The organism is Lactiplantibacillus mudanjiangensis, assembly GCF_005405385.1.
GTDB classification, from domain to species: domain Bacteria; phylum Bacillota; class Bacilli; order Lactobacillales; family Lactobacillaceae; genus Lactiplantibacillus; species Lactiplantibacillus mudanjiangensis.
Genome location: NZ_BJDY01000002.1, coordinates 137,544 through 161,575, shown reverse-complemented (window position 1 = coordinate 161,575; position 24,032 = coordinate 137,544). Strand labels below are relative to the sequence as shown.

The 24,032-nt window shown below is 43.4% G+C and carries 23 protein-coding genes and 1 other RNA gene; 8 read left to right on the top strand and 16 right to left on the bottom strand.

Annotation, left to right across the window (positions count from 1 at the left end; all coding sequences use genetic code 11):
• Nucleotides 1-79: 79 nt before the first annotated feature.
• The 4 genes from FFM84_RS01610 to FFM84_RS01595 form a co-directional block, all read right to left on the bottom strand.
• Complete coding sequence (locus FFM84_RS01610) at nt 80-685, bottom strand: hypothetical protein (RefSeq protein WP_130843739.1); 606 nt, start codon at nt 683-685, stop codon at nt 80-82.
• Between the two features lie 117 nt (nt 686-802).
• An RNA gene (gene rnpB, locus FFM84_RS01605) (RNase P RNA component class B) lies at nt 803-1,180 on the bottom strand.
• Nucleotides 1,181-1,198: 18 nt separating this feature from the next.
• Complete coding sequence (gene gpsB, locus FFM84_RS01600; protein WP_130843740.1) at nt 1,199-1,540, bottom strand: cell division regulator GpsB; 342 nt, start codon at nt 1,538-1,540, stop codon at nt 1,199-1,201.
• A gap of 74 nt (nt 1,541-1,614) precedes the next feature.
• Entirely contained in the window at nt 1,615-2,184 is a 570-nt protein-coding gene (locus tag FFM84_RS01595; RefSeq protein ID WP_130843741.1) for an SLOG family protein, read from the bottom strand.
• 102 nt (nt 2,185-2,286) lie between these two features.
• On the opposite strand from FFM84_RS01595, the gene recU reads away from it, so the two are divergent.
• The 3 genes from recU to FFM84_RS01580 all read left to right on the top strand — a co-directional run bounded on the left by recU (nt 2,287) and on the right by FFM84_RS01580 (nt 5,797).
• Complete coding sequence (gene recU, locus FFM84_RS01590; RefSeq protein WP_130843742.1) at nt 2,287-2,910, top strand: Holliday junction resolvase RecU; 624 nt, start codon at nt 2,287-2,289, stop codon at nt 2,908-2,910.
• Between the two features lie 11 nt (nt 2,911-2,921).
• A complete protein-coding gene (locus FFM84_RS01585) occupies nt 2,922-5,204 on the top strand; it encodes a transglycosylase domain-containing protein (protein ID WP_130843743.1) in 2,283 nt (760 codons plus the stop codon).
• 188 nt (nt 5,205-5,392) lie between these two features.
• The gene (locus FFM84_RS01580; protein WP_130843744.1) at nt 5,393-5,797 is read left to right on the top strand and encodes a hypothetical protein; all 405 of its coding nucleotides are present in this window, start codon (nt 5,393-5,395) and stop codon (nt 5,795-5,797) included.
• Between the two features lie 66 nt (nt 5,798-5,863).
• Here FFM84_RS01580 and FFM84_RS01575 read toward each other — a convergent pair whose 3' ends face one another.
• The 5 genes from FFM84_RS01575 to FFM84_RS01555 all read right to left on the bottom strand — a co-directional run bounded on the left by FFM84_RS01575 (nt 5,864) and on the right by FFM84_RS01555 (nt 12,575).
• Complete coding sequence (locus FFM84_RS01575) at nt 5,864-6,580, bottom strand: DnaD domain-containing protein (RefSeq protein WP_130843745.1); 717 nt, start codon at nt 6,578-6,580, stop codon at nt 5,864-5,866.
• 79 nt (nt 6,581-6,659) lie between these two features.
• Nucleotides 6,660-7,958, bottom strand: coding sequence for an asparagine--tRNA ligase (gene asnS, locus FFM84_RS01570; protein ID WP_130843746.1), 1,299 nt, complete (start codon nt 7,956-7,958; stop codon nt 6,660-6,662).
• Nucleotides 7,959-7,975: 17 nt separating this feature from the next.
• On the bottom strand, nt 7,976-9,175 hold the full coding sequence (locus FFM84_RS01565) for a pyridoxal phosphate-dependent aminotransferase (protein WP_130843747.1): 1,200 nt from the start codon (nt 9,173-9,175) through the stop codon (nt 7,976-7,978).
• A gap of 23 nt (nt 9,176-9,198) precedes the next feature.
• A complete protein-coding gene (locus tag FFM84_RS01560) occupies nt 9,199-9,699 on the bottom strand; it encodes a cell wall elongation regulator TseB-like domain-containing protein (protein WP_130843748.1) in 501 nt (166 codons plus the stop codon).
• A 71-nt stretch (nt 9,700-9,770) separates the two neighbouring features.
• Nucleotides 9,771-12,575, bottom strand: coding sequence for a helicase C-terminal domain-containing protein (locus FFM84_RS01555; protein ID WP_130843749.1), 2,805 nt, complete (start codon nt 12,573-12,575; stop codon nt 9,771-9,773).
• Between the two features lie 275 nt (nt 12,576-12,850).
• Between FFM84_RS01555 and mvk the strand changes: the two genes are divergently transcribed.
• The 4 genes from mvk (at nt 12,851) to fni (ending at nt 17,044) form a co-directional block, all read left to right on the top strand.
• Nucleotides 12,851-13,789, top strand: coding sequence for a mevalonate kinase (mvk, locus tag FFM84_RS01550; RefSeq protein ID WP_130843750.1), 939 nt, complete (start codon nt 12,851-12,853; stop codon nt 13,787-13,789).
• 15 nt (nt 13,790-13,804) lie between these two features.
• Entirely contained in the window at nt 13,805-14,785 is a 981-nt protein-coding gene (gene mvaD, locus FFM84_RS01545; protein WP_130843751.1) for a diphosphomevalonate decarboxylase, read from the top strand.
• A gap of 59 nt (nt 14,786-14,844) precedes the next feature.
• A complete protein-coding gene (locus tag FFM84_RS01540) occupies nt 14,845-15,936 on the top strand; it encodes a phosphomevalonate kinase (RefSeq protein WP_130843752.1) in 1,092 nt (363 codons plus the stop codon).
• 70 nt (nt 15,937-16,006) lie between these two features.
• Entirely contained in the window at nt 16,007-17,044 is a 1,038-nt protein-coding gene (gene fni, locus FFM84_RS01535; protein ID WP_130843753.1) for a type 2 isopentenyl-diphosphate Delta-isomerase, read from the top strand.
• Between the two features lie 177 nt (nt 17,045-17,221).
• Here the strand turns inward: fni and FFM84_RS01530 are convergent, their stop codons facing one another.
• Nucleotides 17,222-18,592 (bottom strand): RsmB/NOP family class I SAM-dependent RNA methyltransferase, encoded by a 1,371-nt coding sequence (locus FFM84_RS01530; protein ID WP_130843754.1) that lies wholly within the window; start codon nt 18,590-18,592, stop codon nt 17,222-17,224.
• A gap of 141 nt (nt 18,593-18,733) precedes the next feature.
• On the opposite strand from FFM84_RS01530, the gene FFM84_RS01525 reads away from it, so the two are divergent.
• Nucleotides 18,734-19,543: a Cof-type HAD-IIB family hydrolase gene (locus FFM84_RS01525; protein ID WP_130843755.1), complete on the top strand. Its 810-nt coding sequence runs from the start codon at nt 18,734-18,736 to the stop codon at nt 19,541-19,543.
• A 78-nt stretch (nt 19,544-19,621) separates the two neighbouring features.
• On the opposite strand, the gene FFM84_RS01520 is transcribed toward FFM84_RS01525, so the two are convergent.
• The 6 genes from FFM84_RS01520 to FFM84_RS01495 form a co-directional block, all read right to left on the bottom strand.
• Nucleotides 19,622-19,858 (bottom strand): hypothetical protein, encoded by a 237-nt coding sequence (locus tag FFM84_RS01520; RefSeq protein WP_130847364.1) that lies wholly within the window; start codon nt 19,856-19,858, stop codon nt 19,622-19,624.
• Between the two features lie 737 nt (nt 19,859-20,595).
• A complete protein-coding gene (locus FFM84_RS01515; protein ID WP_130843757.1) occupies nt 20,596-20,826 on the bottom strand; it encodes a hypothetical protein in 231 nt (76 codons plus the stop codon).
• Between the two features lie 192 nt (nt 20,827-21,018).
• Nucleotides 21,019-21,795 carry a potassium channel family protein gene (locus tag FFM84_RS01510; RefSeq protein ID WP_130843758.1) on the bottom strand — a complete coding sequence of 259 codons (777 nt, stop codon included), beginning with the start codon at nt 21,793-21,795 and terminating at the stop codon, nt 21,019-21,021.
• Between the two features lie 102 nt (nt 21,796-21,897).
• The gene (gene murI / locus FFM84_RS01505; RefSeq protein WP_130843759.1) at nt 21,898-22,680 is read right to left on the bottom strand and encodes a glutamate racemase; all 783 of its coding nucleotides are present in this window, start codon (nt 22,678-22,680) and stop codon (nt 21,898-21,900) included.
• 18 nt (nt 22,681-22,698) lie between these two features.
• Nucleotides 22,699-23,130, bottom strand: a complete 432-nt coding sequence (locus FFM84_RS01500) for a MarR family winged helix-turn-helix transcriptional regulator (protein WP_130843760.1) — start codon at nt 23,128-23,130, stop codon at nt 22,699-22,701.
• A 116-nt stretch (nt 23,131-23,246) separates the two neighbouring features.
• Nucleotides 23,247-23,972, bottom strand: a complete 726-nt coding sequence (locus FFM84_RS01495; protein WP_130843761.1) for a Tim44 domain-containing protein — start codon at nt 23,970-23,972, stop codon at nt 23,247-23,249.
• Between the last annotated feature and the right edge of the window lie 60 nt (nt 23,973-24,032).

The following is a 24,032-nucleotide window of genomic DNA, read 5'->3' as shown; positions in this document are numbered from 1 at the left end:
ATCATTTCGGTTCAACTTCACCCTATACAGTTTAGCATATTTCCGTTATTAATCATGGGTTCATTGACTTTGTTCACCACTAATTTATTGCATCAAACGCAGTCGCAGCCGTTTCGGTCGCATAAAAGATTACAAAGCCGTTGGCCGCTTTACTTTTTTGGCGGTTCATTGTTGCCATCCATATCAACTTTAATCCCGCAAAACTAGCGTCGTAACAGTGGATATCCGTTACTTTTGCCCAAACGGTTCGTCGTAAATCTGCACCAGTAATTTGATACATATCGCTATCTACTCGCGTTAACGTATGATTCTGGCTCGTGGCAGTCTCATTCGCCAATTGATCGGCAACTTCTGACGCCAGTTGGTTTGCATAATGCTGATAAGATCGATTACCAATATGTGGTGCTAATTTCCAGCCAGTATAGAAGATTAACCCGCCACAAAAAATTGTTAACGCGATTAACCCCCAACGCAAATAGGTCAATGATCCCGCGGCTGATACTTGGCGAAGTAACCAATGCTCACCCCAAGCAATGACGAGTAACACCACTAATAAACCATCAAGTCGGCAATAACGTCGAACTTGCCGACTCATGATCGGTTGCATCTGGGACTTCTGCGCCAGTAAATCTTGGTAGATTGCCGCTTGTAAATCTGTCAGTGAAGGTACTGACGATTGTCTCATAAGGAGACTCCTTTCATCTATCTTCATTCGATTAGCTGTTTCATCCAGCCATTTAAGTGCATAAAAAAACTAGGACAAAAGCGAACTTTTGTCCTAGCCCTCTGTCAACATGTAAATCCCTGTAGGCCACGTTTTGTACCATATTGAAGCACAGACGTCAGTCAATATGGCGGTAATCATCTATCTCAAGATTATAAAATCTCCCCTCACACTTTGTTCAATTCCAGTGTGTGAGGCTCCCCTACCATAAGTTTGGGTTTCCCGCTCGTGGGGTTTACCGCGTTCCAAACTAGTCGTTTCCAACTAGCTATCGTCACTGTGGCACTTTTCAGACATACTCGGGCATAGCTTACGCCTTAGCCGTTTTTGTCGCCGTAATCGGTGCAAGCACCGATCCCCCGGTTTATAGCCGAGCACGAACACTACAAGCATCGCAGCTTGTGCGGGCATGGACCTTCCTCAATCGACATAAGCCGACCGCGATTACCCAGGATTTACACTGAATCACTTAGCTTAAAGCCGATGTGATTCGTTTTGATTATTATCTAATTGGGCGCCAAAAACATGACGTTCCAAGTTAGATAAACGTTTCAGAATATCCATATTCGTCACCGTACTTGTCGGTTGTGAAGTTGGATTGGTTGCACCGACAGCGACTTGCTTAGTAAGTTCGTCAACTTTGGCACGTAACCGTTCATTTTCATCTGAAAGTTGTTGGTTATCTTTATTAAATGACTCATAGTCCTTAATGACATTATCTAAGAACCCATCCACGTCAGCTGGATCATAGCCCCGCATCTTTGGTTTAAATTCTTTTTGCAGGATGTCTTTGGGAGTAAAATTACGTTTAGCCATACTTAAAAACACCTCATTGTTATTCGCGCGACACCATAACAGTATCCGCATTACTTAAAACATTGTAGCAGACTTTATTCAAAATTAAAACCATTATTCTGTTTTTCTGCATACTCATTCGCACTTTCTTGTAACCAATCAAAGTCAATCAGCGTCAATGGATAAGGATGATCAGTACTAAATTGGCGAATTAAATCATAATCGTAGGCAGGTTTCCCGGGATTATCAGGATCATACACCAATGCGGCCGCATCTGTATGGGTTAACATGAATTCTTGATAATTTTTTAATTGTTGTGGGTTTTCGTAAGCTTGCTTACTAACTGCCGCATGAAAATCAACTTTAGCCAATAACGTTTGTAATTTGGCTTGATTATTTTCGTTCCAACGACCACCAAATTCACCATATGGCAACATGACCGCGACTTGTAATTCTGGATAAGTTTGCTTTAACTCAAGCCCCACTTCAGCTACCCACTGTTCAACGCCCAGTTGACCGCCCGTAATCAGCCAGTCAACACCATCTTCAATTTGTGTGGTTAGATATTCAGTCAATGCATATTTAATCACTTTTAACTTTTCATCTTGGTCACTAAACACATTTAGCTCGTAACTCCGGTAGCCACTCATCCATAAACGACTCATGAAATTCGCCCCTTTCTTTAATTTAAAGTCCGTAAAACATCACAGATATTTCACATCCGCTCAGTTAATGGTAAAATATGACATTATTAGGAGGTAGATAATGTGACGATTCGTTATCCAAACGGCAAAGCTTATCGCCAACCTTCCGCAGCTAAAGCCACCCGCTCTAAATTCGCCAATGTTAATTTTGGCGATCGGGGGATGAGCTTGGAAGAAGAGCTCAACGCGAGCAATACTTACTATCTAGAAAATGGTATCGCAGTTATTCATAAAAAGCCAACGCCGATTCAGATTGTTAAAGTTGACTATCCTAGTCGGAGTGCCGCCGTCATTCGAGAAGCGTATTTTCAACATGCTTCAACGACCGATTACAACGGTGTCTATCGTGGTAAATATCTTGATTTTGAGGCCAAGGAAACCAAAAGTAAGACGGCTTTCCCGCTCAAAAATTTTCATGAACATCAAATCGAACATATGCGGCAATGCCTGCAACAAGGTGGGATTTGTTTTGTCATCATTCGGTTTGCAGTCTTAGAACGGTTATTTCTATTAAGGGCCACGGATCTTAACAGCTATTGGGATCGTCAAGCAACTGGCGGCCGTAAATCAATTCCGCTGGCGGATGTTGAACAATTAGCTACTGAGATTCATTACCATATCAATCCACTTATTCCTTATTTGGATGCGGTTGATTTGATTATGGATGCGCCATCATCAAGTCACTAAAGGAGAACATCATGGCAAGTAACAATAAGCAAGAGTCACGCGTATCGCGGAATCGTAATCAACCACCCAAGCCACCCAAAAAGCACTGGTTCCGACGCATTATTTTAACGTTGGTCGCCCTCTTTGTCGTTGGCGTTTTAGCCGGTGTGGGATTATTTTTCTATTATGCGCAAAGCTCCCCAACGGTTACCGAAAGCAGTTTGAAGAGTGAAAACTCAACCAAGGTTTACGATTCAAATGGGACATTAATCGCTAATCTCGGGACTGCGACTCGTGAATACGTCAAATCGGATAATATCCCTACTACGTTGAAAAATGCGGTTGTTTCTATTGAAGACAAACGTTTTTACCAACATAAAGGGGTCGATTATTATCGGATCATCGGGGCCGCCTTAGGTAACTTAAAAGGCAGTTCCCTAGGGATGCAAGGTGGGAGTACGTTAACAATGCAGCTCGTTAAATTAGCGGCCTTCTCAACCAGCACTTCGGATCGGAATCTTAAAGTCAAAGCCCAAGAAGCATGGCTAGCACTAAACGTTGAAAAACATTTTAGCAAGTCACAAATTCTCGAATTCTACATTAACAAAGTCTACATGGGAAATGGGATTTACGGGATGGGTACCGCGGCAGAATATTATTACGGTAAGTCACTCAGCAAGTTGAATTTAAGTCAATTGGCCTTACTAGCTGGGATGCCTCAATCACCAACTTACTATAATCCTTACACTTACCCATCATATGCAACCAGCCGGCGTAACACGGTGTTACAGGCAATGTATGATAATAAAGTGATTACGAAACAACAAGAAAAAGACGCCGAAGCTGTTAGTGTTAAAACCGGCTTGGCCAAGAGTCATAGTAATGTTGTAACTAAAGCAAATAAAAATAAAGTAATTGATTCCTATTTGACCGAAGTTCTCGCAGATATTAAGTCTAAGGGTTACGATCCTTACAAAGACGGCTTAAAAGTTTATACCAACTTAAACATGAACGCTCAGAAGCGGTTATACGCGATTGCTAATACCTCGAAGTATGTCACTTATCCAGATAACAACTTCCAATTGGGTGTTTCAGTCGTTGACTCGTATACAGGTAAAATTTCGGCCATGATTGGTGGTCGAAAGCATACTAATGTCACTTATGGCTTAAACCGGGCAGTTCAAACTGATAGATCCAACGCCTCAACTATGAAGCCAATTTTGGACTACGGACCAGCCATTGAATATCTCAACTGGCCAACTTATAAGACCGTTTCGGATACCAAGTACAATTATCCTGGCACTAGTACCGCAGTCAATGACTTTGACAATAATACATTGGGTAATATGACGATGCGTTCAGCCTTAATTCAATCACGGAACATTCCAGCAGTTAAGACTTTAGAAGCTGTTGGTCGAACTAGAGCCAAGACTTTTGCTAATAATCTCGGTATGAACCTTAAAAAGGTTTATTATGCCAATGCGATTGGGGCCAATGTCTCCTCCTTACAAGTTGCTGGTGCCTACGCAGCCTTTGCTAACGGTGGGACTTACCATAAGCCTTATTATATTAACAAAATTGTCACTCAAGATAACCAAACCACCACTTACAGTAGCGCTGGTAAACGTGTGATGAAAAAATCTACTGCTTACATGATCACCGATATGCTTAAAGACGTTATCAGTAGTGCTTCCGGGACAGGGACAACCGCAAGAATCAGTGGCGTTTATCAAGCTGGTAAAACTGGTACCGATGGTTTCCCTGCTAGTGACAATAAGCCATCAAATGCTGATCGTGATTCCTGGATGGCTGGCTACACGAAAAATTATTCAGTTTCCGTCTGGACTGGTTATGATACTAAAGCGCAGTACATTACCCCTACAACATCCAAGATTGCACAAGATATCTACCGTGAAATGATGAGTTACTTGCAACAATACTCACCAAACTCTGATTGGGTAAGACCAAGCACAGTTGGAACGGTTAAGAAGAATAATATCACCGAACTCTATGTCGTTGGTCACCTCTTCTCAAGTTCAGAAGCGTCTTCTGGAACTAGCAGTTCTTCTAGCACCACGACGAACAATGGGACAACGACAACTAGTAGCAGTTCTAGCTCACAAACGGCTAGTTCTTCCAGCTCAGCTAGCTCTAGTTCCGCAGCTGCCAGTTCTTCTAGTTCAGCTAGTTCTAGTTCTGAAGCTGCCAGTTCAAGCTCTGAAGCCAGCTCTAGCTCCGCAGCTAGTTCTTCAAGTTCACAAGCTGCCAGTTCTTCCAGTGCAGCTGAAAGTAATAACAATCAACAAGGACAATAGTCTGATTTAATCAAATCGACCAGTTAAGTTCATAAACTTAACTGGTCGATTTTTTTATTAAAGTTGAACTATTTACACATTCAATACAACATCTTGATAGTCACCACCAGCTCAAACAGCCTAAACTAGGCACAACAATTAATTTAAAGGTGATGATTATCTTGAAACAACCTAGGTGGTGGCTCTTTGTGTTGATTACTATCGGACAATTCAGTTTAGTACTAGCCCTGCATCGTTTTCTTCGCCCAGCTTTGCCAATCCATTATAATCTTTTAGGTCAAATTGTCGCTTTTCAGTCGACTGATCGACTGTTTATCGCCCTATTAACTAGCATTACTGGTCCATTATTGTGGTTAATCTTAACGACACTTCCAACCACACAGCTACTTGAACAACAATTTCATCTGTATCTACCAACCATTCGTCAAATTCTAACTTGGTTAATCATCGGTTGGAATTTCGGTACTGTCATTAATCTATTTATCGTGTCACCTTGGTTGCAACAACTTTTGATTGGCTTCACCTGTGCAATCTGGCTACTGCTCAGTCTCGACTTAGGGCTATTCGCCTTATTGGATCCTCCGACAGTCTAAAAGCCGTTAAACACGAAATAACCCCCAAATCAGAAGACATCTGGTTTGGGGGTTATTCGTAGTCATTTATTGTTGATCTTCACCCAATTTAAACAACGGAATCTTTGGTCCCGCATTATCACCTGTTTGGCGAGTTTTAGGTGCCTGATTTAATCGTTTTTCCAATCCACTTTGCCGATCAGCTTCAATCTGTGCCGCCGTGGTCAAATTACGCTTATGCCAGTTTAACAAGATCCGATCCATATATTTCAAATTATAAACTTGGCTCAAGACAGATTCACGCAAGGCCAAATCAATAATTTCCGCTGGATAATGATCCTCATCAAACCATTTACTAATAAATTCCATTTCAAATGAGGATAGTCCCCGACCAAACTCTTGCTCAATATTGCGAAAAACTTGTTGCCGAGCATTACCCGTACCAGTGGTATTAGCAGTCGCTGGGGCTGGTTTCGCCAGCGCTACAGCTAATTTATCGTAAATACCAGTAAAATTATAACGGTCATGAATTTTTTGATCAGCCGCAGTTACTGACTCAATCGTCAATAATTTTTTGGCCAACATTTCATGTAGCCGTTGAAAGACTGTATTGGTGTCTTCACCTAAACTTTGCGCCACTAAATTCGCATCTGGAAACTGACTGCCTTGATCCAATAACCGTTTAAATTGTAAATAAACCATTAATTCATCGTTAGTCATCCCAATTTCGCGATAATGCAACAACAGCACATTTGGAATGGCCGTTTGCCCCTCATTAATTAAAGCCTGTGCTAACTGATCCATAAAAAAACAACCTCCTGTAACTAAAACGGGCTGTCGATTACATGACGTAACCTAACAGCCCGTTTATTTAACGTTGACGTTATGGGTAAATGCGGTTTAACAAACGTGGGAACGGAATAGTCTCCCGAACGTGATCTTCTGACGTAATCCACGTTAAGAAGCGTTCGAGGCCAAGACCGAAACCAGAATGAGGCACACTACCATATTTACGCAAATCTAAGTACCAAGCATAGTCTTTAGGATCTAAGCCGGCCTTCTTGATTTGGTCTAATAAGTAGTCATAGTCAACTGACCGTTCAGAACCACCAATGATTTCACCATAACCTTCTGGTGCCAATAAGTCGGCACAGATGACCACATCATCACGTGTTGGATGTGGCTTCATGTAGAATGGTTTGATGGCCTTTGGATAGTTTAAGACAAAGACAGGTTGGTCGAAGTGATCAGCCAAGAAGGTTTCTTCTGGTGAACCAAAGTCGACACCCCATTCCACGTCAAAGTCATTGGCCTTTAATAACTCAATGGCTTCATCGTAACTAATCCGTGGATAAGGTAACTTCGTGTACTTCTTCAACGTTTCAACGTCACGATCTAAAATATCTAAGGCATATTTACAATGATCGATCACATTTTGAACTAAGAATGCGATATAACGTTCTTGAACTTCCAAACTTTGTTCTTGATGCATGAACGCCATTTCAGGTTCAATCATCCAGAATTCAATCAAATGACGACGTGTCTTTGATTTTTCAGCTCGGAAAGTTGGCCCAAAGGTAAAGACCTTACCGTAAGCTAAGGCACCCGCTTCAGCATATAATTGCCCACTTTGTGATAAATAAGCATCACGATCGAAGTATTCGGTATGGAATAATTCAGTGGTACCTTCTGGGGCACTCCCAGTTAAGATAGGTGAATCCATCTTGATGAAGCCTTCTTGATTAAAGAATTCATAAGTCGCCCGGATCACTTCATTACGGATATTCATCACTGCCCATGGCCGCGTTGAACGTAACCATAAGTGACGATGATCCATTAAGAAGTCAACCCCATGTTCCTTAGGTGTAATTGGGTAGTCTTCACTTTCACCGACAACTTCTAAGTCTTCAACTTCGATTTCATAACCGAATTTCGACCGACTGTCTTCATGAATAACCCCAGTAATCCACATACTTGATTCTTGCTTAACTTCTTTAGCTAAGTCAAAAACTTCAGGAGTTACTTGGCTCTTAACCACGACCCCTTGGAAAAAGGCCGTCCCATCACGTAATTGTAAGAACGCGATTTTACCACTAGAGCGCTTATTTGTGAGCCAAACACCAATTTTAACTTTTTCGTCAACATGGTCTTTAGCTTGCATAATGTTGATTTGTTGCACCATTAACTCAATTCCTCCAATTACTTTGCCTGTTCAGCAATTTTTTTATTCATAAATTCATGAATGCGTTGATAAGCTTGACGTAATGACGCCAAATCGGTTGCGTAGCTCAACCGTAAATGTCCCGGCAATCCGAATGCTTCCCCTGGCACTAAGCCGACGTGTGCTTCACTAAGCACTGCTGTACAAAAGGCCGGTGCATCGGTATACCCCGTTAAACGAAGCGCTTCGGTGATATCTGGGAACAAATAAAAGGCCCCGGCTGGTTTCCCAGCTGGTAGTTTAAACCCAGGTAAACTTTCAATCAACGGATAAAGTTCATTGAGCCGCTGTTCAAAACCTTGCCGCATCGTTTCCACTGACGATTGATCCCCACTAAAGGCTTCAATGGCTGCATATTGCGACACCGCTGCTGGATTGCTTGACGCATGTCCAAGCACGACGCCCATTTTAGCCATAATGGCTTTCGGGCCAGCCGCATAACCAATCCGCCACCCAGTCATCGAATAAGCTTTAGAAACCCCGTTGATTAATACCACGTGGTCCATGTAAGCCGCTCCTAATTCTAACACAGAGGTAAACTGATTGCCGTTATATAATAATTTTTCATAAATTTCATCCGCAATCACCAAAATATCATGCTGCGTGGCCCAATCTAAAATCGCCGTTAATTCAGCGCGACTAAAGACTAATCCAGATGGATTTTGTGGCGAATTCAAAACTAAAGCTTTAGTTTTTGCAGTCCGTTGCGCTTCCAGATCCGCAACGGTAAACCGTAACTGTCGATCCGTCCCAACTTCAACTGGTATCCCACTAGCAAGCTTGACTTGTTCAGAATAACTGACCCAATATGGCACTGGCAATAAGACTTCATCGCCAGGATTAATCACCACTTGGAACAAGGTGAATAATGCCAACTTGGCGCCATTCGTGACCACAATCTGACTTGGATCAAAGTGATAGTGATGATCTGCTTCAATCCGATCACTAATCGCTTGTTTTAAAGCCGGTAACCCGGTTGCGGGCGTATAAAAACTGGCCTGACCATTATTAATGCTTTCAATCGCGGCTTGTTTAATGTTAGCTGGCGTTTGAAAATCTGGTTCACCGATGCCTAAATTAATGACATCGACCCCATCAGCAAGCATTTGTTTGGCTTGCGCACTAATTTTTAAAGTTGCTGACGGTTGAATCTGCATCACTTTATGTGATAATTCCATCTTTGGATCAGGCTCCTTTACGATTATATATTAATAATAGATTTTAATTGACTACCATTAGAATATTGTAGCACTTCGTAGCACAACGCCTTTTTCTTGTTCAGATACGTAATCTCCCAAACCACTTTGCCATTATACTTACCCAACGTGGCTTTGATCACCTTGCTAGGATTACGTTTTGACCAAACCTTTTGTAAAGCCTTAGTCCGTGTGATCCCGGCCGATTTTTTAACGACCGTCGTTTGGTGATGTTTGTTGGTATTAATAATCGCGTACACAGGGGTACTCTTTTTATTCGTCCCTGTGACCACGTAATAACTTTGCGTCCCGTTATATTGACTGAACGCCGTCGTAGTTTTCAGTTTACCTTTACTAACGGCCAAACTGTACGCCGTCTTTTGTGCTTGGTGCATTGGTCGCTGCGCAACCCATAACGTCCCGTAAACGGCGATAATAATTGCCAAAACAACAAGTAACAAAATCATCACTAATCGTTCGGGGCGACGTCTCCGTTGAACTCTCATATACTCTCCTGATCCTTTCAAAAAACAGATAGCTTAATTATAGCAAATTCCGCTGCTCACGGAACGCTTTCTCAGTCAGTTTTGAAAAAACTTTGAAGTTCATCGGTAATTTGATCAACAGTCCCACTCATCGGTGGCATCGTTTTTGGCAACGCCTTTAAAATCGTTTGCCCATACCGCTTAGTCATCAACCGATCATCTAAAATCACTGCGGCTCCACGATCTTGATCCGTTCGAATCAAGCGGCCAATCCCTTGTCGTAATTTCAACGCGGCTTTAGGTAAGGCTTCATTGTAAAACGGATTCAAGTCCGCTTGTCGCAATTGTTGATAACGGGCCTTGGTCGTTGTTTGGTCTGGTGATTCAAATGGCAACTGCGTGATAATCAGCAGTTCTAGCTGTTCTTGCGGTAAATCGATACCTTCCCAAAAACTAGCCGCCCCTAACAGAATCGCATTATCACCTTGCATAAAGCGCCGGAGTAATTTTTCCCGACTCCCGTTAACACCTTGTGCTAACAATTCTCGGTTTGCCGATAATGCCGTTTGATGCAAGCTATAAAAGACCGCTTCAATCATGTTTAATGAATTAAACAAGACCAGCGTTTGTTTAGGCGCTGCTTGCACGATATCACTAATGGCTTTCGTCAAATAAGCAACTCGCTGCTTACCACTTGGCTGTTCAGCACTTTTAGCATCGGTGGCAACCATTAATCGCGCCTGCTTTTCTAGATCGAATGGCGAAGACAACTGATGCCGCTCCGTCTTTTTTTGATCTAAATCTAATTCCGCATACACATACTGTGACTTACCGGTGGCAAATAGCGTTGCGCCTGTAAATAATGGGGCCGTGAAATATGGATAAAGTTGCGCTTTAAAGTACCCGCGTGTGTCAATAAGACTCCCTGAAAAGGTTAAACTCCCACGATCGTGCCATTGATTAAGATTAATCCAAAAGACCCGTTGTTGCCGAGTAGCGGGCATTAGCCATGCTCGTAATAAATCGTAGCCTTGCCGCAACTCTTGTAAACGATGATAAAAACCATCCAAAACATGTTGTTCCGTTGGTAAAACTTCTGGTTGATCGTGTTGATATTGTTCATTTAATTGTTGGAATTGTAAGAAGCAGTTTTCAATGGCGGTCTGTAATTGCCGGATCAAGGTATTATTTTCCGCAAAAAATTCAGTTGCTGCTTCCGTCGTAATCGCATATTCAGCTGGCTGATTGTTACCCTTTTGCTGTGGCACGAAGGTCCGAGCCAAGGCGGCTTGCAATTGTTGTAAATGCAAATCCGTATCATTTAACGAATTCGTCAATAATTGTAGCCGATAGTCTGATTGTGGTTGTTCAGCAAATAACGCCCGTAAATTCAAACTATGTTCTTGGTCAATCCGACTCACCAAGCTATGGCAAGCGGCCATGTAAAAGTTGAAGTCAAAGGTTTGCCGGGACTCGCGCAAGACGCCTTCTGGTAAATGTTGGGCTTCATCCAATACCAATAACGGTTGTTGTTGCCGACTTCCTAATTGCGCCACATGTTGCATCAAGTAAGCGTGATTGGTAATCAAAAAAGTTGCCTGTGCAATCAATTGATCTCGAAAACGTAAAAAGTCTTCTTTAAAGAATGGATCATCCGCTTTTAACGAAGCGACGCCATGATGCGCAATTTCACTAAAATACGGCGCCTGATAAGTCGTCAAATGTAACTCATCTAAATCACCTGTCGTGGTCATCGTCAACCAGACCAAGACGCGTAATTTTAACAACTGCGTTTGTTTTGAATGCTCATGCAACGCTAAACCACGGGCAAACCGTTGTAAATCAACATAATGTTGATTACCTTTAATCACGACAGCCGTAACCGGATGTGGCAACAGCGTATTGAGCAACTGCACGCCCTGTTCTAATAATTGCGTTTGTAAAACCGTCGTGGCCGTGCTAATCACCACTTGTCGATCAGGTTGAGCCAAATAGGCCAATGGTAGTAAATAACCTAAAGTTTTCCCAGTCCCAGTCGGCGCTTCAATCATCAATGGTGACGTTTGCCCCTCGGCCTTAGTATAGTGGCGATAAATTTGATTCATCATCCGCGCTTGTTGCGGGCGATACGTTAAATCGTCACCGAACAAATGGGTCTTCTGGGCCTTAGTTAACGGATAGCGCATTGGGGCACGCCCTTCTGCTTGCTGTGGCAACCGTTTTTTACGCAAAGCCAAGCCATTGCAGACGACTAAATCCTTCGGTAATGATGTTGGATGTTGTTTGCCTTGCTGTAAGGCATAGTCGAACAACTCCGCCGTGTCCCGTGGTAATTCTGGTGTCAAGCGAACCATTTGTTGCAACGTGATTAGCGGTAGTTGGGCCAATCGTTGTTGTAAAAAGATAAACAAATGAGCCGTGGCAACCGCATCACTATCAGCCGCATGTGGATGATTATGGTCAATATTTAAAAGTTGACTTAAATCACGTAATCGAAAACCGGGCGCAGTCGGCAATAGAATTTGACTTAACGCGACTGTGTCAACGGCTTGAATTGGTAATTCTGGATAACCCACGCGTTGTAGCTCCGCATTAATAAATGGCAAATCAAAGTTGACATTATGCGCCACAAAAACAGTGCCTTGCAGTAAGCTGTAAATCGTCCCCGCTAAATCATCAAACGGTGGGGCTTTGCGAACACGCGCATTACTAATCCCCGTCAGATTTTCAATCATCGGTGGTACGGTCGTTAACGGATTAACATCCGTGGCAAATGTATTAATTATTTTATTGTTTTTGACGAACGCACAGCCAATCTGGATGATGCGATCGCCATCCTTAACACTAGTACCAGTCGTTTCAATATCAACGACGGCATAGGTCGTGTTTGGTTTCATGGTCATTTCCCCAAATCAAAAAGGTTAGATTAATTTTTATCATAGCATATTATGCCGAACAAACAGTGATGATCACCTTGCTCAAGACAATCTTTAGCTTAAATTATAGCATAGCTATTGCGGAAACATTCTGCTGACGATTAATTAAGAAATAACTAAAAACGATCATTATTAATGACTGATTTTGGGTGAACACCCGCGAAACATGGAAATGTCGCCCGCGATACGGTATCATGGTTCTATTAATTAATTCATTTAGAAAGGCAGCGACACGATTGAAAAATCTAGCTACCGGCACTAGTCATGCCAAAATTATTTTGATTGGAGAACATGGTGTCGTCTACGGACAACCTGCCATTGCCCTCCCAATTTCGACGATTCAAATGCAAGCCGTCATTCACCAACGTGATACGGCTCAAACCGTTAAAAGTCGTTACTTTAATGGTGATTTCCACACAATGAGTGCCAACCTCGGGGGCATTCAAAGCTTAATTAAAACCTTGTTAGCTCGCTTTGAAGCACCTGATCAAGGCTTTGATATTCATATTACAAGCGATATTCCGTCCGAACGAGGTATGGGCTCATCAGCCGCCGCGGCAGTAGCGGTCACACGGGCCTTTTATGATTTCTTCGAACAGCCTTTATCGCATCAAACATTACTCAAAACTGCAAACGTCGCTGAAAGTTACACGCATGGACAGCCTAGTGGTTTAGACGTTGCGACCGCTAGTGCTAAGTCACCCGTTTGGTTTATTAAGGGCCGCGAGAACTACCCGATTCCAGTTAACTTACACGGCTATTTGGTCATTGCCGACACAGGGATTAAGAGTCAAACCAAAGTGGCCGTGACCACGGTACGTAACTTATTAATGGTTGAGGGTGCCACGATTCAACAACGGATCGATCATTTAGGTGTCTTAACCCGCCAAACGCGTGACGCCTTAGCCAATGATGACCTAACTGGATTAGTCAGCGCATTAAACGGGGCTCAAGATGATCTCCGGTCATTAGGCGTCAGTCACCCAGCGCTAGAACAGCTATTGGCAGTTGCTCGCCAAAACGGCGCGTTAGCTGCGAAGTTAACTGGTAGCGGCCAAGGTGGTTGTATGATCGCCATCGCTCCAGAAGCCGAAATTGCAAACACCTTATCACAAAAATTATCCGCCGCTGGAGCTACGGCCACTTGGGTCGAACCTTTCGCGGTCGAAGCTTAGTTGGAGGATTATGACATGGTAAAAACTGTTATTGCTAAAGCGCACACTAACATTGCGCTCGTTAAATACTGGGGTAAAAAAGATGCCCGGCTAATGTTGCCGCAAAACGGCAGTATTTCATTAACACTGGATCACTTTTATACCCAAACCAGCGTGGCCTTTGATCCAAAATTAAAAAACGATCAAATTTATTTTGACGATCATTTGATTCCGGCTGGCAAAGCCACCCGAATGACTAAATTTTTAGATTTAATTCGCCGACAAAGTGGCCAAACCGCCCCAGCAATCGTCAAAACGGCTAATCACGTCCCCACTTCAGCGGGCTTAGCTTCATCAGCTTCTGGCTTTGCGGCCTTGGCCGCGGCTGGGAGTCGTGCGGCTGGTTTAAACTTGAGTCCAACTGAGCTCAGTCGTTTAGCTCGGCGCGGCTCTGGTTCCGCCACCCGCTCGGTTTTCGGTGGCTTTGTCGAATGGCATGCCGGTCATGACGACGCCAGTTCATATGCCGAACCCTTACAAGATCCAATCGACTGGGATATCCAGATGATTGCGGTTGTTTTACAGGCTACTAAAAAACCAATCAGTTCAACGGCCGGAATGGCGCGTGTGGTGGCAACGTCACCTTATTATTCAGCTTGGGTAAAAACCGCCCACCGTGATTTAGCTCGCATGCGTAAGGCGATTCTTAAAAAAGATTTAAATGCGGTAGGTCGAATTGCTGAAACCAACGCGATGCGCATGCACGCGTTAAATCTTAGTGCGGACCCCGCTTTTAACTACTTTACCCCCGACACCTTAACCGCCATCAAAGTGGTACAAGACTTGCGTGCTAATGGGATAAACTGTTATTATACTTTGGATGCAGGACCTAACGTGAAGATTATTTGTGCCAGCACAGATACGGCCGCCATTATGGCCGCGTTTAAACCGTATTTTGCAGCTGACCAACTAATCGTTGCTAAGCCAGGCCCGGGAATTACTATAACAGAAGCTTAATTTTAAAGTGAATTGACCGTAACGATTGCGTTAGGTCAATTCCGAAAGGACCTGATGGCATGATTACGGTGAAAGCACCTGGAAAGCTTTACATTGCTGGCGAATACGCCGTGGTTGAAAGTGGATTTCCAGCGATTATCGTTGCGCTCGATCAATTCGTGACGGCGACCATTTCACCTAGCGATACGTTTGGCAGTATCGTTTCTAAACAATATCAAGAAAACTCAATTTTTTGGCGACGCCAAGGTGATGCGATGGTCTTTGACAATCGCGACAATCCATTTCACTATATCTTAGCGGCCATTAGCTTGACGGAAACCTATGCCCGTGAAGCTGGTCGTGAGCTAGGCGTTTACCATTTGAGTATCAATAGTGAGCTCGATAGTGCCGATGGCAAAAAGTACGGTTTGGGCTCCTCAGCCGCTGTGACGGTCGCAACGGTTAAAGCACTCTGTCAGTTCTACCACTTACCAATGACTAAAAGTCAGCTATTCAAGTTAGCCGCGATCGCACACTTGTCCGTTCAAGGTAACGGCTCATTAGGTGATATTGCGGCTAGTGTTTACGGTGGTTGGTTGGCCTATCATTCTTTTGACCGACAATGGCTAGCTGAACAACGACAAACGCAGACGCTAACCGCACTATTAGCCATGCCTTGGCCGGATCTAAAAGTCGACCTGTTAACACCACCGGCTGAACTACGGTTGATGATTGGTTGGACGGGGTCGCCGGCTTCGACGTCACACTTAGTTGATAAAGTTTCCTTAGTTAAAGCCAAGCAACGTGGCGAATACCAGACCTTCTTACAAGACAGTAAAGCTTGTCTGAAACGGATGGTTCATGGCTTCCATACTGGTGACCTAGCGGCAATTCAAACCGAGCTTCGCCAAAATCGACACTTATTACAAGTTTTAGGTGATTTCAGTCATGTCACGATTGAGACCCCCATCTTGAAGAAAATGATTGCCATTGCGGAAACTGCCGGGGCTGCAGCTAAAACCTCGGGTGCCGGTGGTGGTGATTGTGGAATCGTCTTAATCGATCAAGCTATCGATACCACCCAGATGCTCCATCAATGGGCGCAAGAAGGCATTGAACGCTTAAACTTAAACGTTCATACCGTCCTGGATGAACCCGTCTCACATGTTTAATGACGCAATATAAACCCGGCTGACCCTTGTGGCCGGCCGGGTTTTCATCAGACTTATTGGAGGTGGCCTTATGCCACAAAATCAACATTCTCATCGTAAAGACGAGCATGTTTCACTCGCCGAAAAATACTACCATGCCGCACAGCCAAACGCTTTTGATCAAGTGCGAATTCGTCACGACGCGCTACCTGAAACCAACGTTGCCGACATCACCACGACGACTCAAATTGGGAAATGGCAATGGACTTCCCCACTCTATATTGAAGCGATGACTGGCGGCTCCGATCAAACGGGTAAGATTAATGCGCGACTGGCTAAAATTGCAGCAGCCGTTCACCTACCCATGGCAACTGGCTCGCAAAGCGTGGCCTTAAAATATCCAGAGCTTGCCAATACTTTCAGTGTCGTGCGCGACAACAATCCAGACGGCCTAGTCTTTGGTAACCTAGGGGCTGGCCATCCGCTTAGCGCTGCTAAAACTGCCATTAAAATGCTACACGCCGATGCCTTAGAATTGCACTTAAATGTGGTTCAAGAAATCGTCATGCCCGAAGGTGATCGTGACTTCCGGTGGTTAGCAAACATCAAACAACTAGTGACCGAACTCCCCGTGCCAATTATCGTCAAAGAAGTCGGTTTTGGCATCTCCCAACCGACGATGACTCAACTCTATCAAGCGGGTGTCCGCTACTTAGATCTAGGCGGTCACGGTGGCACTAATTTCGTTGATATTGAAAACCGTCGTCGTCCGCAACGTGAGATGAGTTATCTGCATGATTTCGGGTTATCGACTGTGGAATCTCTTTTAGCAGTGCAATCACATCCAGACGATTTAACCATTTTCGCCACTGGTGGCATTCGCACGCCATTAGATGCCATCAAGGCGTTAATGCTCGGTGCCGATGCGGTTGGCATGGCCGGGGTGGTCTTGCATGCCGTTCTTCATCAACCTGATGAAGATGTCATTACGATGCTAAAATCCTGGCTAGACCAATTCAAACTATTAATGGCCTTAGTTGGGGCCACTCAAGTTAGTGAACTCAAACAATTATCAGATAAATTAATCTTGTCGCCCGAGCTTGTGGCTTACAAGCAAAGTATAAATTAAAATTTGTACAATACAAAAATCCGGTCTTGACGATTAAACGTCAAGACCGGATTTTTGATGTTACTGATTCATATGCCGCGGTAATCACCGTTGGATCATTAAAACAGCAACCAATGATCCAGCGCGTTAACACACCCATTGGTTGTCAGATAGCTAGCCCAATTTTCATGACCTAGATTAAAGAACCGTTTTGTCATCGGTGGCTAAGAAACGTAAACCCTTCGGGAAGAAGTTCTTCACTGTGCGGCCAACCGCTTTACCAAAACCAACTGGTAAGTTGTCGCATGTTAAGACCATAAACCCATTAGTTGCCACTGCGGCATCTAGGTCAAAGGTTTCACCATGCACATAAGTTGCCCACTGGTCATGGGTTATCGCTAACTTCGGTAAATCAAGATCATCACTAGCTAACGCTAAGGCATAACTTGGTTCAAACCGTTTTTTCTTAAAAGTCCCAAGATGAATACCAGATCGGAAAACCTTCAGCTTGCGCGTCATCGGCATTAATTCGGGTACCCCATACAACTGATCACCATGTACTTGTAACGCTAAATCATTGAAGTTTGGTAACCGCAATTGTTTTTGCGCTTGTGCCCATAGCTTACGTTGATCTGGTTTTAACTCATCTCGTACCGTCCGTAAATTCTTCGGCTTCGTCGTCCCATGATAGACAAGCTTGGCAATAAAGTGCCCTTCGCCGCGCATCAAATGTGGGAATAGCCGCGCAGCCTTTTTAAGTTCCGGATTGCCATCAGCCCATTCTGGCTTGGCATCAACCATACCGGCGACTTTTTCGATTGGTTCGAGTTCAAACTCTGGATAAGTTGCTAACAACCATGCCATCATTTGTTCGTCTTCTTCGGGCGCAAACGTACATGTCGAGTAGATTAAATGGCCGCCGGGACGTAACATTTTAACAGTTTCCGTTAAAATTTCACGTTGCCGAGTGGCACATTCGGCGGGATAATCGGTACTCCAGTATTGCATGGCATCGGGATCTTTACGAAACATGCCTTCACCAGAACAGGGCGCGTCCACTAAGATGCGATCAAAGAATCCTGGAAAGGCTTTGGCTAAGTGCGCAGGCGATTCGTTCGTAATCACGGCGTTACGAGCGCCATAACGTTCGACATTATCGCCCAAAGCAGTCACCCGTTTAGGGTTGATTTCATTGGTGACTAGTAACCCAGTTTGTTGTAAATAGCTGAGTAAATGGGTCGTTTTACCGCCAGGAGCGGCACATAAATCCAAGACCCGTTCATTCAAGGCTGGTCGTGCCACTTCACCAACGGTCATCGCACTTGGTTCTTGGCTATAAACAGCGCCCGCTAAATGTTCTAAGGCGTTACCGTTAACCTTGCCGTAATAACCGATCTTGCTATAGGCAATTGGGTCCGTCATCTTCGCTTGCATCGCTGGGGTCACGGCTTTATTGGGGTTCACTCGAAACCCTTTTTCAACCGGTTCATCAAAGGCGGCAAAAAACGCATCGGCTTCATCGCCTAGTAATTGTTGATATTTTGTGATAAATGCTGCTGGTAACTTCAAGTTAAAGGTCCTCCTCGTCAATTCTTCCTTACATAGATTACCATACTTCGCCCTGCTTTCGGCAGGCAATGATTCGCCTTTTACGCAAAAATATGCTAAATTGGAATGATTAACTATCTTGTCAACGAGGTGACTTTTGTCATGGAACGAAAATTAATTGCTTTGGACTTAGACGGCACGACCCTTAATGAAACATCCCGACTAAATCCAGCCACGATTCAAACGATGCAGCGCCTGCAAGCGGCCGGCCACATCGTGAGCATCATTACCGGCCGATCCTATCAAGGGTCACAAGCCATTTATGATGAACTCAAACTGAACAGTCCGATGATTAACTTCAACGGTTCATTGGGACACTTACCCCACCAAGATTGGGCCGCTGAATATCAGTTCACGCTCAACAAAGCCGTAGTACTCGCGCTAGTTAATCAACGTGAACAACTCGGTATTAATCAAATTATTGCTGAGAATAAAAATAGTAATCTGACGGCTGGCGAAGATCTCGTTGCCGGTCAGTTCTTCCCTGAAGTAGCAAACAGCCCTAAACTATCGGCTAAAACATTAACGCGTAATCCGAATTCCCTTGTTTTGATCGTGAAACCAGAACGACGGACCGCAATCATCGATTGGATTAAGGCCCGCTTCGATGATTTAGTCGATATCGGCGTTTGGGGTGGTCCCAATGCCATTCTTGAAATCACTTCTAAAGGCGTTCACAAAGCGCGTGGAATGGCTTATTTGGCCGAACATTTTCACATTAGTCGACAGAATATCATTGCCTTTGGTGATGAACATAATGATTTAGAAATGTTGCAATACGCTGGTTTAGGCGTTGCAATGACGAACGGGACGGCCGCCGTTAAAACGTTGGCCGATGATGTCACGAGCTATGACAACGCACACGATGGCGTGGCTCGGTACTTGACTGACTACTTTGAATTAGCTGAATAGTGACGAATCTAAAACACGACCGCCGATTAGCAGTCGTGTTTTTTTCATAGCTCTTCACCAAATTTCTCAACGGAGCAACTAAGACGTAATTTCAACCTCAAATAACAGTAACATCATCGGAATGAAGGCAATATATGGGAGAAAAAAGGATAACCACATTTGTTTAATTAGCACATCGATCAATTGCCGTTGTGCTGGTGAAAATTCTTTTTTTTCTTTAAACAAAACGTATTTTTTTTTAGCTTTGATAAATAGCCACATATACCACAGAATATTGAGAATAAAGAAAATTAAGAACATAATCTTCAAAATCACCCAGACCACCTCAAAAAAACTCGGTCTGAAAAAATACGCCCCATAAAATATAAAGAGCAACATAATCATGGTGATTGTTTTAACTTTTTGGTAGGTTTTTTCTATTGCATTCAGTTCTAGCTTTTTTGAGACAAATTCCTGACCAAAGATTTTGTACTCAACAAATTTTTCCATTGTCTTTTTTAAACTTTTTTCAGTAGTTATTCTCAAAACTACTACGATTAGTAGATATGCACATGCCGTAATTAATCTGTTAAGTGTATCATCATTAAATATCGTTATAACTAACTGTTCTGGGTACAGGTTCAAGTTGATCCCACTTTCATTTTATTAATTTCAAATAAACTGATTGTTTCTATGTAATTACAAGTATTAGTATATGAGATCATAATAGCTGTAAGCAATCTTCCGAAAATATTAGTTTTACAAAAAAATTCACTGAAAATTAGACTAGCAAACCACCTGAAAATAATTAATAGCAAGCAAATAAAGCTACAATGCGTATAAATATTGTTATTCTAACGTTTTCTCTTAATGCAAAAGCCATGAAAATATATTAATTATTTCTAATTTGCAATTAACAAAAGTCGTTATCAACATTTATTAGTAACTTGTCTTTGGGCACTTTGTTTAACCACTTTTTCGTCCATAAGCGTACCTTCATTATTTAAAACTAACAAAACATCTGCTATCGGCCTCTAGCTTTCACTAGCTTACGAATAGCAGATGCTTTTCCATCACTCATAATGTTTCGCACGATACCAACAAATCAGCCCTAACCCGCCACTAGCGGTAATAATGGCCGCACCCATAAGATTGACCTTCATCGTTCGCACCGCTTGAGACTCATGCAGAGATTTAAAGCGGCTATCCATAAGTGGAGTTCCTGCTCGCGCCGGTAGTGATAGACAGATTAACAGTCCGACTAAACTCAAGAAACCCAGTCCCCAGTATTTTTTACGCCTCATCCCAATCACACTCCTTGATATTGGTGCGCCCTACTATACACGGACTAGCATTAGCTGACTAGTAAGCACGACTTATTCGTTAAGCTAACCAACACAAAAACCGATCATCCCGCTAACTTGCGACATGATCGGTATATTAAGCTTATTTAACTCGTTTTTTAAGACTTAAATTTTAGATCCAACTAACCTACACTATTTCTTTGATTTTGGCTTATTTTCTAATCGTTTAACCTCAGTTTGCAACCGGTCAACTTTCTTCGTCAGCGTATCTAACTTCGTTAATAACGCGGCCATATCAGTCGTCGATACGGTCACTGAATCGTCATCATCGGCTGAAGATGTTGCTGGATTGGTGAAGAAGTCGGTAATTGTACTGGTTAACAACCCGATAAACCCAATCCCACCGAACATCAGGCCAACGGCAATCACCTTACCTACCGCGGTATGCGGCGTATCATCACCATAACCAACCGTGGTCGCCGTCGTAATCGCCCACCATAATGAATCTGACAAGCTTTGATGCTCAAAAACAGAAAACAATAACGCACTGAGGACAATAATCGCAATACTAATCGAAAATAGATAAATAAAGCCGGTACTATAAATAAAACGATGAAAATCATGTGACCATTTGCCATCCAGCCCGAGCCGGTAGAACAAATGATGATACCGAATTAACCGTGCTAAACGGCCAAGCCGAAACAACGCAAACACCGGATGCATCGGAATAATCCCCATCAAGTCAAAAGCCGAATGAATTAAAAACATTTTACGATCATTAGTGGTCCCCAGACGCACAAAATAATCGACCGCAAAAAATAACAATAACCCATCCGCGATAGCTTTTTCAGTGTGCCATGCTCCCCAATGAAAGGACATCAAGACAACATTGACCACCGACCACAAGGTAAGGATCGTAATCAGGACATGATAAACCATGATAAAACGCTTTTGCACTTGTTTACCCATCTTACTCGGTACTCCACTTCTATAAACTAATTATATAATATAGTCTTTTTAGACGTATTTTCCTAGTAAAATGATGCTTTTTTACCATTTCGCAACTAACGCCTATGCTTGAATCCCATGTTCAAACAAATCCCGATATAAGGCCAATTCAGTCGCAGTATTCCGGCTACTCATAAACTGAATTTGACGATCATTATTGACCGACCGTAACAAGTCTTGTTCTTGTAATTGGGCCGTTAAATTACGGGCGATCCCTTCATACCCCGTATACACGGTCACTGGTTGCTCGAACTTAGCCGTAATCAGGTTCTGAATGAATGGGTAATGCGTGCAGCCTAAAACGACCGCATCAATCGGATGTTCTAACATCGGTGCCATGAGATCCGCCAATAATGCTTTAATTTTTGGCAACCCCGCCGACCCTAATTCAATACGATCAGCTAGGCCTGGACATGGTAACGAATAGATGTTGGTTTTAGGCCCAAATTTTGCTAACTGTGCTCGATACTTTGGCAAACTCAGGGTCAATGGCGTCCCCATCACTAAAATATGTTGCTTACCAGCATCGACAGCCTCTTTTAAGGCTGGTTCGATCCCTAAAATGGGCATATCCGGATAGGCCGCAGTCAGTTGTGGCTTAGCCGCACTAGTCGCGGTATTGCAGGCGATCACAACAGCTTTCACGTCCTGCGTGGCTAACTCATCAATCACATCGGTTGCCAGCTGACAAACCGTTGTGGCATCTTTTTCTCCATATGGTGCATTGGCTGAATCGCCGTAAAAAATAAAATCTTCATTTGGTAATACTTTAGCTAAGGTTTGTAGCGTACTAATCCCGCCAACACCTGAATCAAAAACCCCAATTGGGGCACGTTTATCTGCCATCAAGTGGCCTCCTCAATATTATGATAATTGTTGTCGTAACTTCTGATTGTTTTTTGTTAATAACGCGGTCATCGGCGCCTTATCCGCACCTAAATAAGCATCGGTCTGTTCACCGAATGCGGTTAAACATTGATTGGCAAGCTTCAAAAAATCGGTGCTAGCCGGACCCAGACTAACCGTTGTTGCGCGCCCAGCCGTTGCTAATTGGACTAAATCACGTTGAGCCAAGGCCTTCACTAAACGTGAAACCGTCGAACGTTCATATCCCAGCTGCTCAGAAATGGCCATAATCGTCATCGTTGGCGTATCTTCTAACGCCATCATGATGTAGCTATAGGCTGGCTTCAAGCCCGTAGGCGCAAACGTTGCGTCCGCCACCCGCTCGATACTGCGCATATATCGTGCCGCCGTAAAATAAGCGCACGTTTGGTAAAAATGATGCTGTGTCATCTCATCACTTCCTTTGATGTGTATATACACATCATAATGATTTTAGGTAAAAAACACAAGTTTTAGTCACAAAAATAGACTAACGTCATTAAACGTCAGCCTATTTCCAATTAATATCAAGCAACTGGTCGAATATGGTGTAATAATAACTGACCGTCATTGCATTGTGACAATGTCCATACTTCAGTAAATCGTTCAATATTCGCCGCTTCGTAAACGCGCTGATTAAAGGCTTCGGAGCGATTATCATAATGAAAGTAATCACGCGCCTGAGCCGTGACAACTACTTCAATCTGACGATCACTATCGGTCAACACTTGTTCTAGATTAACAATTACTAAACCATCTAATTGATCCGTTTTATGTTTACGGGCATATTTTCTTAAAATGCGTTGTTGTTTGGCAAAATAATGCGACGTCATCATCGTCCGTAAGGTTGTGAGATCATTTTTGGTCCAAGCTTCTTCCATCTTATAGAAGAATGGTTCAAAGGTTGCCTCAAAATCACTAGGTAATTCAATCGTGTTGGTCGGAGCCGTTTGGCGTCTTTCACGCCACCGTCTAAAGCCAGGCCGAATGATTAAAAAGCCAAAGAAACCGAAAAACACAATACTGAGTCCGGTACCCGTACCGTAGCCATAACCACCATAGCCGTAACCTCGATGTCCGTAGTAGTAGTCATCACGATCATTCGTATAGGTTCCCGTGCTGGTCGTGCTATGACCACTCCCCGTTGAACCACCGCTGCCCCCCATACTGCCGCCAACTCGGGCTGAGGCACTGAGCGGAATAAAGATTAGTAACAATAACGCCATCCCACTCGTTAATAACCACTTTTTCACAACATGTCGCTCCATTCAATAAGATTTGTCTATTGTAGCATAGAACTGATGTCATAAGTT